General features: G+C 57.8%; 15 protein-coding genes. 14 read left to right on the top strand and 1 reads right to left on the bottom strand.

The features are described from left to right. Nucleotides 1–44: 44 nt before the first annotated feature. The 13 genes from ACR0KG_RS10910 (at nt 45) to ACR0KG_RS10850 (ending at nt 11,997) form a co-directional block, all read left to right on the top strand. On the top strand, nt 45–1,073 hold the full coding sequence (locus ACR0KG_RS10910; protein ID WP_480549743.1) for a carbohydrate ABC transporter permease: 1,029 nt from the start codon (nt 45–47) through the stop codon (nt 1,071–1,073). Between the two features lies 1 nt (nt 1,074). After that, nucleotides 1,075–1,956 carry a carbohydrate ABC transporter permease gene (locus ACR0KG_RS10905; RefSeq protein ID WP_170535375.1) on the top strand — a complete coding sequence of 294 codons (882 nt, stop codon included), beginning with the start codon at nt 1,075–1,077 and terminating at the stop codon, nt 1,954–1,956. 135 nt (nt 1,957–2,091) lie between these two features. Further along, on the top strand, nt 2,092–2,622 hold the full coding sequence (locus ACR0KG_RS10900; protein WP_480827258.1) for an ester cyclase: 531 nt from the start codon (nt 2,092–2,094) through the stop codon (nt 2,620–2,622). Nucleotides 2,623–2,633: 11 nt separating this feature from the next. Continuing rightward, entirely contained in the window at nt 2,634–3,965 is a 1,332-nt protein-coding gene (gene hisD / locus ACR0KG_RS10895) for a histidinol dehydrogenase (protein WP_480827257.1), read from the top strand. Continuing rightward, a complete protein-coding gene (locus tag ACR0KG_RS10890) occupies nt 3,962–5,014 on the top strand; it encodes an ester cyclase (RefSeq protein WP_480827256.1) in 1,053 nt (350 codons plus the stop codon). The genes hisD and ACR0KG_RS10890 overlap by 4 nt, the downstream gene beginning before the upstream one ends. Before the next feature lies 1 nt (nt 5,015). Beyond that, on the top strand, nt 5,016–5,783 hold the full coding sequence (locus ACR0KG_RS10885; RefSeq protein ID WP_480549735.1) for an SDR family NAD(P)-dependent oxidoreductase: 768 nt from the start codon (nt 5,016–5,018) through the stop codon (nt 5,781–5,783). Further along, the gene (locus tag ACR0KG_RS10880) at nt 5,783–6,802 is read left to right on the top strand and encodes a LacI family DNA-binding transcriptional regulator (protein ID WP_480544596.1); all 1,020 of its coding nucleotides are present in this window, start codon (nt 5,783–5,785) and stop codon (nt 6,800–6,802) included. Before ACR0KG_RS10885 ends, ACR0KG_RS10880 begins: the two co-directional genes overlap by 1 nt. Continuing rightward, on the top strand, nt 6,799–7,773 hold the full coding sequence (locus ACR0KG_RS10875) for a nuclear transport factor 2 family protein (protein ID WP_480544597.1): 975 nt from the start codon (nt 6,799–6,801) through the stop codon (nt 7,771–7,773). The genes ACR0KG_RS10880 and ACR0KG_RS10875 overlap by 4 nt, the downstream gene beginning before the upstream one ends. 150 nt (nt 7,774–7,923) lie before the next feature. Further along, a complete protein-coding gene (locus tag ACR0KG_RS10870; RefSeq protein ID WP_480549733.1) occupies nt 7,924–8,883 on the top strand; it encodes a cupin domain-containing protein in 960 nt (319 codons plus the stop codon). Further along, the gene (locus ACR0KG_RS10865; RefSeq protein ID WP_480827255.1) at nt 8,880–9,482 is read left to right on the top strand and encodes a class I SAM-dependent DNA methyltransferase; all 603 of its coding nucleotides are present in this window, start codon (nt 8,880–8,882) and stop codon (nt 9,480–9,482) included. The genes ACR0KG_RS10870 and ACR0KG_RS10865 overlap by 4 nt, the downstream gene beginning before the upstream one ends. A gap of 9 nt (nt 9,483–9,491) precedes the next feature. After that, the gene (locus ACR0KG_RS10860; RefSeq protein ID WP_480827254.1) at nt 9,492–10,613 is read left to right on the top strand and encodes a cobalamin-independent methionine synthase II family protein; all 1,122 of its coding nucleotides are present in this window, start codon (nt 9,492–9,494) and stop codon (nt 10,611–10,613) included. Beyond that, nucleotides 10,610–11,305 carry an alpha/beta fold hydrolase gene (locus ACR0KG_RS10855; protein WP_480549727.1) on the top strand — a complete coding sequence of 232 codons (696 nt, stop codon included), beginning with the start codon at nt 10,610–10,612 and terminating at the stop codon, nt 11,303–11,305. The genes ACR0KG_RS10860 and ACR0KG_RS10855 overlap by 4 nt, the downstream gene beginning before the upstream one ends. After that, entirely contained in the window at nt 11,302–11,997 is a 696-nt protein-coding gene (locus tag ACR0KG_RS10850) for an RraA family protein (RefSeq protein WP_480544605.1), read from the top strand. Before ACR0KG_RS10855 ends, ACR0KG_RS10850 begins: the two co-directional genes overlap by 4 nt. Nucleotides 11,998–12,080: 83 nt before the next feature. Here the strand turns inward: ACR0KG_RS10850 and ACR0KG_RS10845 are convergent, their stop codons facing one another. Continuing rightward, on the bottom strand, nt 12,081–13,103 hold the full coding sequence (locus ACR0KG_RS10845; RefSeq protein ID WP_480549725.1) for an AraC family transcriptional regulator: 1,023 nt from the start codon (nt 13,101–13,103) through the stop codon (nt 12,081–12,083). 114 nt (nt 13,104–13,217) lie between these two features. On the opposite strand from ACR0KG_RS10845, the gene ACR0KG_RS10840 reads away from it, so the two are divergent. Continuing rightward, nucleotides 13,218–14,981 carry an acyl-CoA dehydrogenase family protein gene (locus tag ACR0KG_RS10840; RefSeq protein WP_480827253.1) on the top strand — a complete coding sequence of 588 codons (1,764 nt, stop codon included), beginning with the start codon at nt 13,218–13,220 and terminating at the stop codon, nt 14,979–14,981. The last annotated feature ends 10 nt before the right edge of the window (nt 14,982–14,991 follow it).

Raw genomic sequence — 14,991 nt, 5'->3', positions numbered from 1 at the left:
TCTGGTAGCCGCCCGCACAAACACACCGATGCAAGGATTGCGACATGCGCCATAAGACATTCCTTTGGTTCTTCCTGCCCACAGGACTTGCGATGTTGCTGTTCATCGCGATGCCCATCGTGTCGGTCGTGATCCAATCGATCTTTGCACCACATCCCGCCGTTCTGTTGGAAGTAGAAAACTGTACACCGCTGATCGGCTGCACAACAGAAACGACCATCGACCAAGAGGCCACTGCCGCCCTGCGGGAGGCTCAACCTTTGGGTCGGTTTGTTGGGCTGGGCATCTATTTTGACCGCGGTCACCTGGCGATCCAGGAAATCAGCCAGATGTGGGCGGCCAATGAGACTTTTGGCGGCTTTTTCTCGGACCTAGGTAACCTGCCATTCTATCGTGCAATGGCGTTTACGCTGACGTTTACCTTCATTGTAACGCCGCTGACGATCCTGCTGGGTCTGGTCATTGCACTGGCTGTGAATTCGTTGCATCGGCACCTCAAAGGGCTGATGATCTTCTTCTCTCTTCTGCCCATGATCGTCACTCCGCTGATCGGTTCGCTGATCCTGTTCTGGATGATCGACAGTCGCGGTGTCATCGGAAACGCCCTTGTGTACATGGCAGGAGACCCGAATTTCAGCCTCAAGGCCTCGACCGGGCTGATGTGGGTGGCCTTGATGGTTTATGGCGTCTGGAGCTCGGCCCCATTTGCCTTCGTCGTGTTCTATGCCGGGCTGCAAACGCTGCCACAGGATCAGATCGAAGCTGCACAGATTGATGGCGCAACCCGCTGGCAACAGGTCAAGTTCGTGGTCGTCCCGCACCTGATGCCTCTGGTCACGTTTGTGGCTCTGATCCAGCTGATGGATAACTTCAAGGTGTTTGAACCAATCATCGGCTTCAGCGCTCAGGCACACGCGCAATCTCTCAGTACCTTCATATTTGATGACCTTGGCGGTGAAACCCGCCAGCTCTCATCTGCCGCCGCAACCTCTGTGATGACGATAATCGGCGTCGCCATTCTTCTGTCGCCCGTGCTTGTCCGCACCTGGCGCGACTTTAAAGGAGCACGATAACATGGCCAGTCGCGCACAAAGAATGCCAACAAGCCTTCGGGTCGCCTCGTCCCTGTTCGTGCTCCTTTGGTTTGTCCTAGCGGCCTTTCCGTTCCTGTGGACGGTATGGGGGTCGTTTAAGGTTGAGCTTGATTTCTTCTCAATCGCAGATTGGACCAATGCCCTAACCGGTGCCCGGACTGAGGCTGTCTATGGCTCGCCCTTTACCACCACCGGGTACGAGGGCGCGTGGATCCAAGAGGAGTTCTGGCGCAATGTTCTGAACACAGGGATCGTCTGTTTCTTTGTGGTAACCATCTCGCTGACGATTGGCACGCTGGGAGGTTATGCCCTGTCGCGGTCGTCCTACAATTACACCTTCTGGTTGCTGATTACCGCGCTAATCTTCCGTGCCATGCCGCCGATCACGCTGGTTTCAGGGTATCTGCTGCCGTTCTTTGAATGGAACATCTGGGGCATTCTACCGACCACGATCATCGTACTGGTGGCGATCAACCAGCCGTTCACCCTGTGGATGTTGCATTCCTTCTTCAAGAACATTCCAAGCGAGTTGGACGAAAGTGCCAAGGTTGATGGCTGCAACCAATTCCAGGCGTTCCGCCGCGTGATCATTCCGGTGATGTGGCCGGGTGTGATTACCACGGGGCTGTTCTCATTCCTGCTGGCCTATAACGACTTTGCCGTCGGCGCGATGCTGCTGTCTGAAAGCAACCGCACCATGGTGCCCGCCATCGCGGCGTTCCTCGGGACCACGCAAACCGAAGGCAATGTGATGTTTGCGGTCGCCGCAGTGGTTTCAGCCACCGTGCCTCTGTTCATCCTGGTCATGTTCTTCCAGCGCCAGATTGTCGGCGGCCTGACCGCCGGGGCGGTCAAGGGCTGATGAGCGCGAGTGCAAGACATACCGCCGTTGCGCGCCACCCGGCACTCAACCGGATGCCCAGGGATTTTCTGCTAGCCCATTGACCCTCCCATTTGACGCAGAAAACCTCTTGGCAACCAAATAAGGAATAGAAACATGAAGGGTTCGCGCCCCGAACAAGCCGTGCTGACCAAAAACACGGATATGAGCAAAACCGAAGAAACCCGCGCTGTCATCGAAGGCATGGTTGACGGGCTGAACGATCACCGCATCGACGACATCGGCGAATTCTTCGCCCAAGGCTTCCGCTGGATGGGCAATCAGGGCTGCGGCACCAAGATCGGCCTGCAGGAATTTCAGAACAACTGGCAGCGCCCGTTTCAGGCCGCGTTCTCGGACAAGACCTGCATTGATGAGGCGCGTCTTTACATGGGGGAATGGGCGGCCGCCTTTGGCCGTCAGGAAGCCACCCATTCCGGTGAGTTTCTGGGAATCGCCCCCACAGGGAAAAGAGTTGAAATCCGGTACATGGATTTCTGGAAAGTCGTCGACGGCAAGATCGTCGACAATTGGGTGAATGTCGATTTCGCCCATGTTGCTGCTCAGCTTGGCGTTGATTTGTTCAACGGGCAGGGCTGGGAAACATTCGACCGGGGAGAGAGAATTCCGCCCCGGCCCGACAACTGAGGATCAGGACAATGGCTATCGAATATCTCAAACGCGGCAAACCCGAAGCTGACAGAGCAGAGGATGACGCCAAAACACGCGCAGTCGTCGAGGCAACGTTGAAGGATATCGAAACGCGCGGCGATGCGGCCGTGCGCGAGTTGTCCGAGAAGTTCGACAATTACTCGCCGGAAAGCTATCGCCTGAGTCAGCAGCAGATCGATGACCTGATCGCCTCGCTGTCTGATCGCGAGCTGGCGGATATCAGGTTTGCGCAAGAGCAGGTGACGAACTTTGCGCAAGCGCAGCGGGATTCGATGCTGGATATCGAGGTTGAGACGCTACCGGGTGTGATCCTTGGCCATAAGAACATCCCGGTTCAATCCGTGGGTTGCTATGTGCCTGGCGGCAAGTTCCCGATGGTGGCCTCGGCGCATATGTCGGTGGCCACAGCCAAGGTGGCAGGTGTGCCACGGATTATCGCCTGCACCCCGCCGTTCAATGGCAAACCAAATGCAGCCGTGATCGCGGCAATGCATCTGGGTGGCGCGCATGAGATCTATGTGATGGGCGGTATCCAGGCCGTCGGTGCAATGGCGATCGGGACTGAGACGATCGAGCCTGTGCATATGCTGGTGGGCCCCGGCAACGCATTTGTCGCCGAAGCCAAACGTCAGCTCTTTGGCCGTGTGGGTATCGACCTGTTCGCAGGGCCGACCGAGACTATGGTCATCGCCGATGAAACTGCCGCCGATGCGGAACTTTGCGCGACCGATCTGCTGGGTCAGGCTGAGCACGGATATAACAGCCCCTGTGTATTGCTCACCAATTCGCGCAAGCTGGCCGAAGATACGCTGGCCGAGGTTGAGCGCATTCTGGGTATCCTGCCAACCTCGGGCACCGCGCGGGTCAGCTGGGATGAGTATGGCGAGGTGATCGTCTGCGACACGTATGACGAGATGCTGCAAGTGGCAGATGACATCGCGTCCGAGCACGTGCAGGTGATGACAGACCGTGATGACTGGTTCCTGGAGAACATGACCTGCTATGGCGCGCTGTTCCTCGGGCCGCGCACCAATGTGGCAAATGGCGATAAGGTAATCGGCACCAACCATACCCTGCCTACCAAGAAAGCCGGGCGCTATACCGGTGGTCTCTGGGTCGGTAAGTTCATGAAAACTCACAGCTATCAGAAGGTCACAACCGATGAGGCCGCGACCATGATTGGCGAATTCGGCTCGCGCCTGTGTATGCTCGAAGGCTTTGTGGGTCATGCCGAGCAATGCAACATCCGGGTACGCCGCTATGGCGGGATCAATGTGCCCTATGGCGAAGGCGCACCCTATCGCGAGGCCGCAGAATGAGTGATGTGCATTCAGCGAACAAAGCGCTGATTGCGCCGCTTCGTGCGGCGATGCACGATTTTGATGATGTGCGGGTGCAGGCAACGCTAAACGGCGCGTTTGCCCCGGACGCCATGGTTCACATGCCGCATCCTTTCGGGGATCTTAAGGGGCCGCAGGCGCTGTATCAGATCTGCCATGCGCCACTGTTGAAGGCGATGCCTGATCTGGAACGGCGCGATTGGATCGTAGTTGGCGGGTGCACCGAACATGGCGATGACTGGATCGGGTGCGGGGGCCACTACTACGGCACTTTTGTCGCCCCTTGGCTGGACATTCCGCCAACAGGTCACTTGACCCATATGCGGTTCCACGAATTCTACCGGATCGTCGATGGTCAGGTGGTCGAGCTTCAGGCGATCTGGGACATTCCCGAGGTCATGATGCAGGCCAGGGCCTGGCCGATGGCTCCATCTTTGGGGCTGGAATTCTGCGTGCCGGGCCCGGCAACTCAGGATGGTATCGTACCGGGCCCGTGGAATGAGGCGCAGTCGAAGTCCTCCTGTAATCACATTATCGACATGCTGGACCATCTCAAGAAACATCCAAGCCAGGGTGGGCCAGAAGTGATGGAGATGCAGCGGTTCTGGCATCCACGCATGAATTGGTACGGCCCCGCCGGAATCGGCACCGGGCGCGGGATCGCCGGGTTCCGCTACTGGCATCAGATACCGTTTCTCAACGGCATGCCGGATCGCGGAAAATACGTCGACGACATCACGTATCATTTCTTTGGAGATGCGGATTACGCCGCCGTGACAGGTTGGCCAAACATGATCCAGACCGTCACCCATGATGGGTGGATGGGTATCGCGCCGTCGAATAGGCGGATCAGTCTGCGATCGCTTGATTTCTGGCGGCTTGAGAATGGCTTGATCCGCGAAAATTGGGTATTGGTCGACCTGTTGGATGCCTATCGGCAGCTGGGTGTTGACGTCTTTGCGCGTCTGCGCGAATTCAACAAGGCCCGCGTTCCGGGTGAAATACCATTCCCGGTTGGCGAGGTTTAAAATGGCTCAATTCCCCACGACACCCAGTTTCAAGTTGACCGGCAAACACGCACTGGTCGCCGGGGCCTCATCCGGCATAGGCCTAGCCTGCGCCGTGGCACTGGCCGAACACGGGGCCGAGGTGACCCTTGCTGCGCGCCGCACAGATGCCCTGAAAGAGATCGCCGCAGATATGACCGCGCGCGGGTGGTCTGCCAAAGTGCTCGAACTGGATGTAACCGATATCGAGGCGACAACTGCGGCCGTGGCCGAACATGGCCCCTTTGACATCCTTCTGAACTCTGCCGGTTCGGCGCGCCACAGCAAGGCGGTCGACACACATGCCGAAGATTTCGATGCGGTGATGAACATCAACGTCAAAGGCGCTTATTTTCTGACGCAAGCCGTGGCCAAAGGGCTGTTGGCCGCAGGGCGTCCCGGTTCCCTGATCAACATATCCAGCCAGATGGGCCATGTCGGCGGGCGCGAGCGGGCGGTCTATTGCGCATCGAAATTCGCGGTCGAGGGGTTCAGCAAGGCGATGGCGTTGGAATTCGCACCCGCAAAGATACGCGTCAACACAATCTGCCCGACCTTCATTCTGACCGATCTGACGCGCCCGACTTTCGATGACCCGGACAAGCGCGCCTGGATCCTCGACAAGATCAAACTGGGCCGTCCGGGCGAAATCGAAGATATCATGGGCGCGGTTGTCTATCTGGCCTCGGATGCATCGGGGCTGGTGACCGGAACATCTATGATGGTGGATGGAGGTTGGACAGCGGATTGATGGCAGTGCAAAAAGTCACATCGATGGATGTCGCGCGACTGGCCGGTGTAAGCCAGTCCGCCGTCAGTCGTGTGTTCACGCCAGGTGCGTCCGCATCCGCAAAAACCATTGCGAAAGTCCGCAAAGCTGCGGACCAATTGGGGTATCGACCCAATGTTTTAGCCCGCGCGGTGGTCTCGGGCAAAAGCCGCATCATCGGGCTTGTTGTCGCGTATCTGAACAATCAGTTCTATCCTGAAGCGCTTGAGAAGCTAACCAACACGTTGCAGGAGCGCGGCTATCATGCGTTGGTGTTCATGGCCTCGAACTCGGCTCAGAACATAGACAAGGTTGTCGGAGAAATTCTGGATTTTCAGGTTGACGGGATCATCGCCGCCTCGGTTGCGCTTTCATCCGATCTGTCTGCGCGCTGCCAGTCAGCCGGGGTGCCCATGGTTCTGTTCAACCGGGGGCAGGACGATCCGTCCATGTCGTCAGTGACATCGGACAATCTGGCCGGAGGTCGGAAAGTGGCCGAGTTCTTGTTGGCTGCCGGACACAAGAAAATCAGCTACATCGCCGGGTGGGAAGGCGCTTCGACCCAGCGAGATCGTGAGACAGGGTTTGTCGCGGCTCTGAACGAGGCACGCGTGACACTACACAGCCGCGAGATCGGCAACTTTGGTACAGAAGAGTCCAAAGAAGCCGCCCGCCGAATGTTCGCCTCAGACCCACCCGATGCTGTCTTTGTGGCCAATGACCATATGGCGATTGCCGTGATGGACACGCTGAGGTTCGAGTTGGGTTTGAAGATCCCTGAAGACGTTTCCGTAGTGGGGTATGACGATGTCGCCGTCGCGGCCTGGCCCAGCTATGACCTGACAACGGTCCGGCAGCCCGCCAACCGCATGGTGGCTGAAACCGTGGACATATTGCTCAGCAAAATCGACGACCCGGAGATAGAACCCAGGCAGCTTGAGATTGACGGACCGCTGATCATTCGCGGGTCTGCCCGCATACCTGAAGGATGGAAGACATGAAGGGATTTGATCCCAAATTCAAAGACTTTCCCGACTATATTATCGGGATCACCAAAGAGATCTGGGAAGATCGCGGCATTGCCACGCTGCATGACTACTACGGTGCGGATATCGTTGTGCGCACCCCCGGTTCTGTGGTCGTCGGCAATCAGGGCGTGATTGCGGCCACGATGGCAACGCTGGCCGAATTTCCCGACCGCACGCTGCTGGGCGAAGATGTCATCTGGTCGGGTACGCCGGAACAAGGGATGTTGTCGTCGCATCGCATCATTTCGACGGCGACCCATTTGGGCAATGGTGTCTATGGCAATGCAACAGGCAAGAAACTGGTCTATCGTATCCTGGCTGATTGTCACGCGATCAACAATAAGATCGACGATGAATGGCTGATCCGGGATCAGAGCGCCATCGTGCAGCAAATGGGTTGGGACCCCAAGGACTATGCCCGCGACTTGATCATGCGTGAGGGCGGCCCCGAGGCCTGTGTGCAGCCCTATACCCCTTTAAATGAGCAGCCGGGACCGTACAAAGGCAGCGGCAATGACAACGAATGGGGTGAGAAATACGCCGATATCCTGAACCGGATCATGAACGCAGATATGGCCGCAGTTGAGGCCGAATACGACCGGGCCGTTCAGTCGGAATATCCCGGTGGTGTAACTGGACACAGCTGGGGCCCGGTAGATCGGTTCTGGATGGGACTGCGCGCCTCATTCCCAAATGCCGAATTCGCCATTCAGCATCAGATCGGTCGAGAGGACCCGATGATGCCTCCGCGTGCGGCGATCCGCTGGACCTTGCACGGCACGCATGACGGCTGGGGCGTGTTTGGCAAACCAACCGGTGCCGAGGTCTTTATCCTTGGCATCAGCCATGCAGAGTTCGGCCCCTGGGGCCTGCGCCGCGAATACACTCTGTTCGACGAAACATCTGTCTGGAAGCAAATTCTTTTGAAAACCGGCGATCTGTAACATGCGACATCTGATGTCAAATCTGGACGCACGACAGTCGATGCGGCGCTACCACGCCCATCGGGCCAGTCTGCGCGCGCGGCGGTTAAATAACCGCCCGCCCGGATTTGGGGTTTTGAACCAGAAACCCCAAACAAAAGGAAGACAGAGATGAGTACAATTCAAAGCCGCATTGTTCGCTATGGCGAGTTGCAACCCTGCAAAACCGCGTTCATTGACGCACATACGCCGGGCTCGGACCAGAAAGAGAACTTTACCATTGTGGGCGGTGGTGTTTCAGAAAGCCCGGACCAGCATGTCCACATCACCGACAAGATCGGGTTCAATATCGGCGCGGCGGGGCAACCGCCGAAATGCCGCAACTCGCTGCACAGCCACACGACGGCCGAGGTGTTCTTTGTCGCCAAAGGCCGTTGGCGGTTCTTCTGGGGCCGCTATGGCACGGCGGGTGAGTTCATCGCAGAGGAAGGCGACATCTTCAACATCCCAACGGGCATCTTCCGTGGGTTTGAAAATGTGGGTCAGGATTATGGAATGATCATGTCGATCCTTGGCGGCGACGATGCGGGCGGAGGCGTAACATGGGCCCCTCAGGTTATCGAGGATGCGCAAGCCCATGGTTTGATGCTGGGCAACAACGGGGTTCTGTACGACAGCAAGAAAGGCGAGGAACTTCCTCATAACGTGCAGCCTATGCCGTTGCTGACCGAAGAGGAACTGAAGGCTTACCCGGAGGTTCCGGTTGGGGAAGTGATCGGCAAATATGTCGCCCGGTATTGGGACCTGATGGCTTTGGCGGCCAATGAACCTGCGGTGGTGATTGGCGAAAACGGTCTGATCAAAGATAAGCCGGGTTTTGAGGTCGATTTCCTGACCCGTGGATCGGCAGTGAACGGCCCGTTGAAAGCTGAAAAACCTGTGGTTCTGATGCCCGCAAGCGGTCATTGGCGGATAGCGATCAACGATGTTGAGACCACATTGTCCAACGGTGATACCGCGCTGGTCTTACCCGGCGAAACCTATAGCGTCGCACCGTCCATGACCGGGCAGGCGGGCCTGTACCGGATCACAGCCACCGACGATCCGGCCGGTGCCACCTGGGTCGGATGACGGTAAACCCCGACGATACCCATGCCGTCTATGAACGGCAGGCCAGGGCCTATGACGAGCAACGCTCGCGGGCCCTGTTCGAAGCGCGCTGGCTGGCGCGCTTCACCGCCAACCTGAAACCCGGTGGTCATGTGCTGGACCTGGGGTGTGGTGCGGGCGAGCCAATTGCGCGTTGGTTCATGGCCGAGGGGTTTAACGTCACGGGTGTTGATTTTTCTGAGGCTATGCTTGAAATCGCCCGCAGCCGTTGGCCCAAAGGGGATTGGCTACAGGCCGATATGCGGGATTTTGAGCTGAGCCAAAGGTTCGACGGGATTATTGCCTGGAACAGCTTTTTCCACCTAACCGCGGACGAACAAAAAGCCTGCATTGCGCGAATGGCGCGCCATCTGCGCAGCGGCGGTATGTTGATGCTGACTGTGGGGCATAGCGCGGGTGAGGCGCAAGGGACCGTTGGCGATGAACTCGTTTACCACGCCTCGCTTTCTCCGGCTGGCTATGCCGCCTGTCTGGAAGATAACGGGATGATCCTAAGCGGATTTCTGGCGAAAGATCCCGAAACCCAAAGCCATACGGTGCTGATGGCACACAAGATTTAAGGAGGTTTCATGACCGTCAAAACAACACATGTCGGGTCTCTGCCGCGATCTCAGGAGGTTGTGGATTTCATTTTCGCACGAGAGAATACAAAAGAGTTTGACCAAGCCGAATTTGATGCGTGCATGACGTCAGCGGTGGCTGAAACCGTCCGCAAGCAGGTCGAGGCTGGGGTCGACATCGTGTCGGATGGCGAAACCTCGAAGATTTCATACGCGACCTATGTCAAAGACCGCTACACCGGATTTGCGGGGGATAGCCCTCGCAACGCACCAGCGGATCTGAAGATGTTCCCAGGATTTTTGAAACGTCTGGCCGATGATGGCGGCACCCCTCAATATGCGCGCCCTATGTGTGTGGGCGAGGTGCGCTCGAAAGGGCAGGGAGAGTTGCAGAAAGATATAGCGAACCTTAAGGCGGCAATGGCGCAGCATGGAGTTGATCGCGGGTTCATGAATGCAGCGAGCCCCGGCGTGATCTCGCTATTCCTGCAAAATGATTTCTACCCCACGCGCGAGGCCTATCTGTCCGCGCTCGCCGATGCGATGAAGGACGAGTACGAGACCATTGTCGCTGCCGGTTTGGACCTGCAGCTGGACTGCCCCGATTTGGCCCTGTCTCGCCACATGCTGTTCACCGAGCTTTCTGATGAAGAGTTCGTCAAGGTTGCCGATATGCATGTCGAAGCCCTGAACCATGCGCTGCAGAACGTGCCCGCAGACAAGGTGCGCGTGCATATTTGCTGGGGGAATTACGAAGGGCCGCATTGCTGTGACATCGGCATGGACAAGGTGTTCACAACGCTGATGAACACCAAATCGCGATATGTGCTGTTTGAAACCTCGAACCCGCGCCACGCGCATGAATGGACCGTGTTCCGTGACCGCAAGGATGAGATACCGGACGACAAGGTGCTGGTGCCTGGCGTGGTCGATACCACGACCAATTTCGTCGAACACCCCGAAGTGGTCGCCCAACGTACCCAACGCTTTGTTGATATCGTTGGCGCTGATCGTGTGGTGGCCGGCTCGGATTGCGGCTTTGGGACCTTCGCCGGGTTCGGCGCGGTTGATCCCGACATCGCCTATGCCAAGCTGGGGGCGCTGTCCGAAGGGGTTTCCCTGCTCAAATGACCCCGCTTGTTCTATTGCCGGGTATGATGTGCGATGCACGCCTGTTTGCGCCACAGATCGCGGCGTTGTCAGGACACAGGCCAATCATAACCGCCCCAATTGGCGCGAGCGACACGGTGGAGGCGCTGGCTGCCGAAGTACTGTCCTTCGCCCCCCCGCGCTTTGCCATAGCAGGGCTGTCCATGGGCGGGATCGTTGCGATGGAGGTTCTGCGTCAGGCTCCCGACCGCATTTGTGGGCTGGCCCTATTGGACACCAACCCTTTGGCAGAAAAAGACGAGGTCAAAGCCAGACGCCAACCTCAGATCGACGTCGTCTTGGGTGGCCAGTTGCGCGCGGTAATGGCCGAGGAGATGAAGCCCAACTATCTGACTGACGGGCCAAATCGCAGCGCTATTCTGGACCTTTGCATGGAGATGGCAACCGACCTCGGGCCTGAGGTTTTTGTCAATCAGTCCAAGGCACTCCGAGATCGTCCGGATCAAAGCGCGACCTTGCGGGCCTATGACGGCGCTGCGCTGGTGCTATGCGGGCGAGAGGACACTCTGTGCCCAGTATCACGCCACGAGCTGATGCATAGTCTGATGCCCCAAAGCCGGTTTGAGATCATCGAAGATGCGGGCCACCTGCCCACATTGGAACAACCCGAGAGAACAACAGCGGCGTTGACCCGCTGGTTGGAGGCGATATGAAACAAACCCTTTTGGACCTGCTCAGATCGGTCGATACCCCGACAGTCTGCAACGCAATCGAAGTGGCGCAAGGCAAGCGTGGCTTCAACGCATTTACCCGCGGGACCATGCAGTGTTCTGACCCTGAAGCGAAACCCATGGTCGGATATGCCCGCACCGCAAAGATTGCCGCCGTGAACCCACCTACGGAATCGCCCGAGGTGATCCGAAAACGCCGGATGGAGTATTATCGGCATATGGCAACCGGGACCGGCCCGGCTGTTACTGTGGTGGAGGATCTGGACTATCCCGATTGCATTGGCGCCTATTGGGGCGAGATCAACACCACCGTCCATAAGGGGTTCGGCATCAGCGGCGCGCTGACCAATGGCGTGATGCGTGATCTTGGCGATCTGCCCGATGATTTCCCGGTTGTTGCTGGGTCAATCGGACCCAGCCATGGGTTCGTGCATGTGTGCGAAATCGGTACTCCGGTGTCCATATTCGGCCTTGAGATTCAGAACGGCGATCTTGTTCACGCCGACCGCCACGGCGCTTTGGTGATCCCGCCCGAGGTTGTGGACCGGCTCGAACAGGCAATCCTCAAATTGCTTGAAACCGAAAAACTGATCCTTGCCCCTGCACGCGCAGCAGGATTTGATTTTGAAGCCTTTGAAACAGCCTGGGCTGCGTTCGAGGCGTCGCGCACTTAGCGTCGCGACCGTGTGGTTCCGATCAGGACGTGTGTTGCAAAGCCTTTGGTTCTGGGCCAGATGGGTAAAGAAAGTTAGCGCATTTATGGAGTGTGCTTCTTGTAGGACCCAGGGGTCCGGTTTGTCCATTTCCGAAAAGCCCGGTAAAAATTCGCTGGGGCGGAAAAGCCGGTCTCATAGGCGATCTGCTCGATGCTATCTTGTCCCTGTAGCAAGGCACGTATGGCGATGTCGCGGCGCAAAGCGTCTTTGATATCCTGAAAGGATGTGCCTTCCTCGTTCAATCGCCGGTTCAGTGTGCGGGGTGTCATCTGAAGGGCAAGGGCAGCATCCGGCAGCTGACAGGTTTGCCAGGACGCGCTGTATAGAAAGGCGCGGACCCGCAGGCTGCAGGTATGCGCGCGTGAACCGGTGAAAATCCAATCAAGCGGCGCGCGCAGAAGAAAAACCGAAGCTTCGGTAGAACTGCGTGCAATCGGACGGCTGAATTTGCTGGGATCAAATAAAATGCTTGTATACGGTGCGTCAAATTCGACGGGGCAGGGGAAGACCACGGCATAGTCGGCTGCAAAATCGGGACGGGGAAAGGCAAAGTTCACAGCTTTGACCGGTGTCTCCACCCCGCTGAGCCAAGATAAAAGTCCATGCGCCAGTTTCAGCAATAGCATATGACCAAAGCGTTGCGGTCGGGTATGATCCAGATAGGGGATCAGCTTCAACTCCACCTGATCGGATGCGGTATCCAGGACCAGCCGGAAATCATCAAGCAACAGGTTCCAGAATGTCGTAAACCGATACAGGGCCGAAGTCAGACTGCCCGCCTCACGCTGCACGGTCACCAGATGTTGCAGCGCGCGGGGGCGGATTGGGCGGCTCCACAATCCCATCATCTCGTCGCCGGTCTCGGGCGCGGCTAACTGATAGAGCTGTGCGATCTCGTCGAGCGTAACGCGCTGGGTCGATGCCATTGGGCCGGGTTGCAGGCCCGAGCGCCGTAGCAGAGAGGACATCTCCGGCGGGGTGCAACACGATGTCAGAGCGTCCAGCCAATCTTGGATAAAACCCGCCGATACGGTGGTCAGAGAGATGGGGTCGGGACGAGTCATAGCAACTATAGTTTGGCGCAATCGGATACAAGCTTGTCAAGATATGAGCTTATCTGCAAGTCTTGGCACAGATATATGACGTGAAACCATAGTTGCCGAGAGGAGGAGGCAGTCATGTCCTATCAACCGCCCGTGCAGGACTTGATGTTTTGTATTGAACACCTCTCGCATTGGGATCAGGTGTCCTCTTTGGCGGTGTATTCGGACTATGATCTGGCGGACATTGGGGCTGCTTTGGATGGTTACGCCCGGTTCTGCAGTGAACAAATCGCGCCTTTATCTCATATCGGAGATACATTGGGTGCCCAGTTCGACAACGGGCGGGTAACGATGCCTGAAGGGGATGCGCAAGCTTATGCACAATTCGTCGAAATGGGTTGGCAGGCCCTGACCCATCCTGTGGAATACGGCGGCATGGGGCTTCCGAAAACAGTTGGCGCAGCGGCAGTCGAGATGCTGAACGCTGCCGACATGAGCTTTGGCCTGTGTCCCTTGCTGACCGATGGCGCGATCGAAGCGCTGCTGCTGACAGGCTCGGACGCGCAGAAAGCTATTTATTTAGAGCCTTTAATTGCTGGGCGCTGGTCGGGCACGATGAACCTGACCGAACCGCAGGCGGGCAGCGATCTGGGTCGTGTCTCGACCAAGGCGGTGCGGCGCGAAGATGGCAGTTATGGCGTGTCCGGCACCAAGATCTTCATCACATATGGCGCGCATGACCTGACTGAGAACATCATCCATCTGGTTCTGGCGCGCACCCCTGACGCGCCCGCCGGACCGAAGGGTCTGAGCCTGTTCATCGTCCCGCAAAAGATGGTGGCAGAGGATGGCTCGGTCGGGGCTGAGAATTCAGTCAACTGTGTCAGCATCGAACACAAGCTGGGCGTGCGCGCCAGCCCAACGGCGGTGTTGGAATACAAAGACGCCACGGGCTTCCTGATCGGTGAGGAAAACCGCGGGTTGGAATATATGTTCATCATGATGAACGCCGCGCGCTTTTCGGTTGGTGTTCAGGGCATCGCGACATCAGAACGCGCCTATCAGCGCGCCTTGGCTTATGCGCGGGACAGGGTCCAGAGCCGCCCTGTGAATGGTCAAGTCAAGGAGGCGGTGGCGATCATCGAACACCCCGACGTGCGCCGCATGTTGATGCGGATGCGCAGCCTCACCGAAGGCGGGCGTGCCATGGCGGCGGCCACAGCCGGGTTGCTGGACATTGCACATCATCAGGATGATCCGGACGTGGCCGCCCTGGCCGAGTTCATGGTTCCGCTGGTCAAGGGCTTCTGCTCGGAACGCGCGGTCGAGGTCGCCTCTCTGGGTGTTCAAATCCACGGCGGCATGGGCTTCATCGAAGAAACCGGAGCCGCTCAGCACTATCGTGACGCTCGCATTCTGCCGATTTACGAGGGCACCACCGCCATTCAGGCCAACGACCTTCTGGGCCGCAAAGTCATGCGCGACGGGGGCGGGACCGCCCATCGGTTCGCCGCCCGCATTGCGGCAACCGAGGCCGAGCTGGCAGAAGGCGATGCCACCGCGCAAGCCATCGGCGCAAGCCTTGCGCAGGCACGCGCCGCGTTTGAAGCCGCCTTGGAATGGCTATTGGAACACAGCCGCAAAGATATCGACGCCGCTTTTGCGGGCTCGGTCCCGTTCCTGATGTTGGCAGGTACGCTTGCGGCGGGTTGGAAACTGGCAAAAGGTGTCACCCCGGCGCAAGCGGCGTTGAACGATGGGCAGAACACGCAGTTCATGACCCAAAAGATCGCCACCGCGCTGTTCTTTGCCCAGCATATCCTGCCGGAATGCAGTGCCGAACACGCCCGCATCTTACACGGCGCGCGCAGCCTGCTTGACGCGGCCTTCCCCGAATAACGCCTTTAAA

The sequence above is a fragment of the Ruegeria sp. H4 genome, from assembly GCF_056533065.1.
This window is presented reverse-complemented; position numbering and strand designations above follow the sequence as displayed.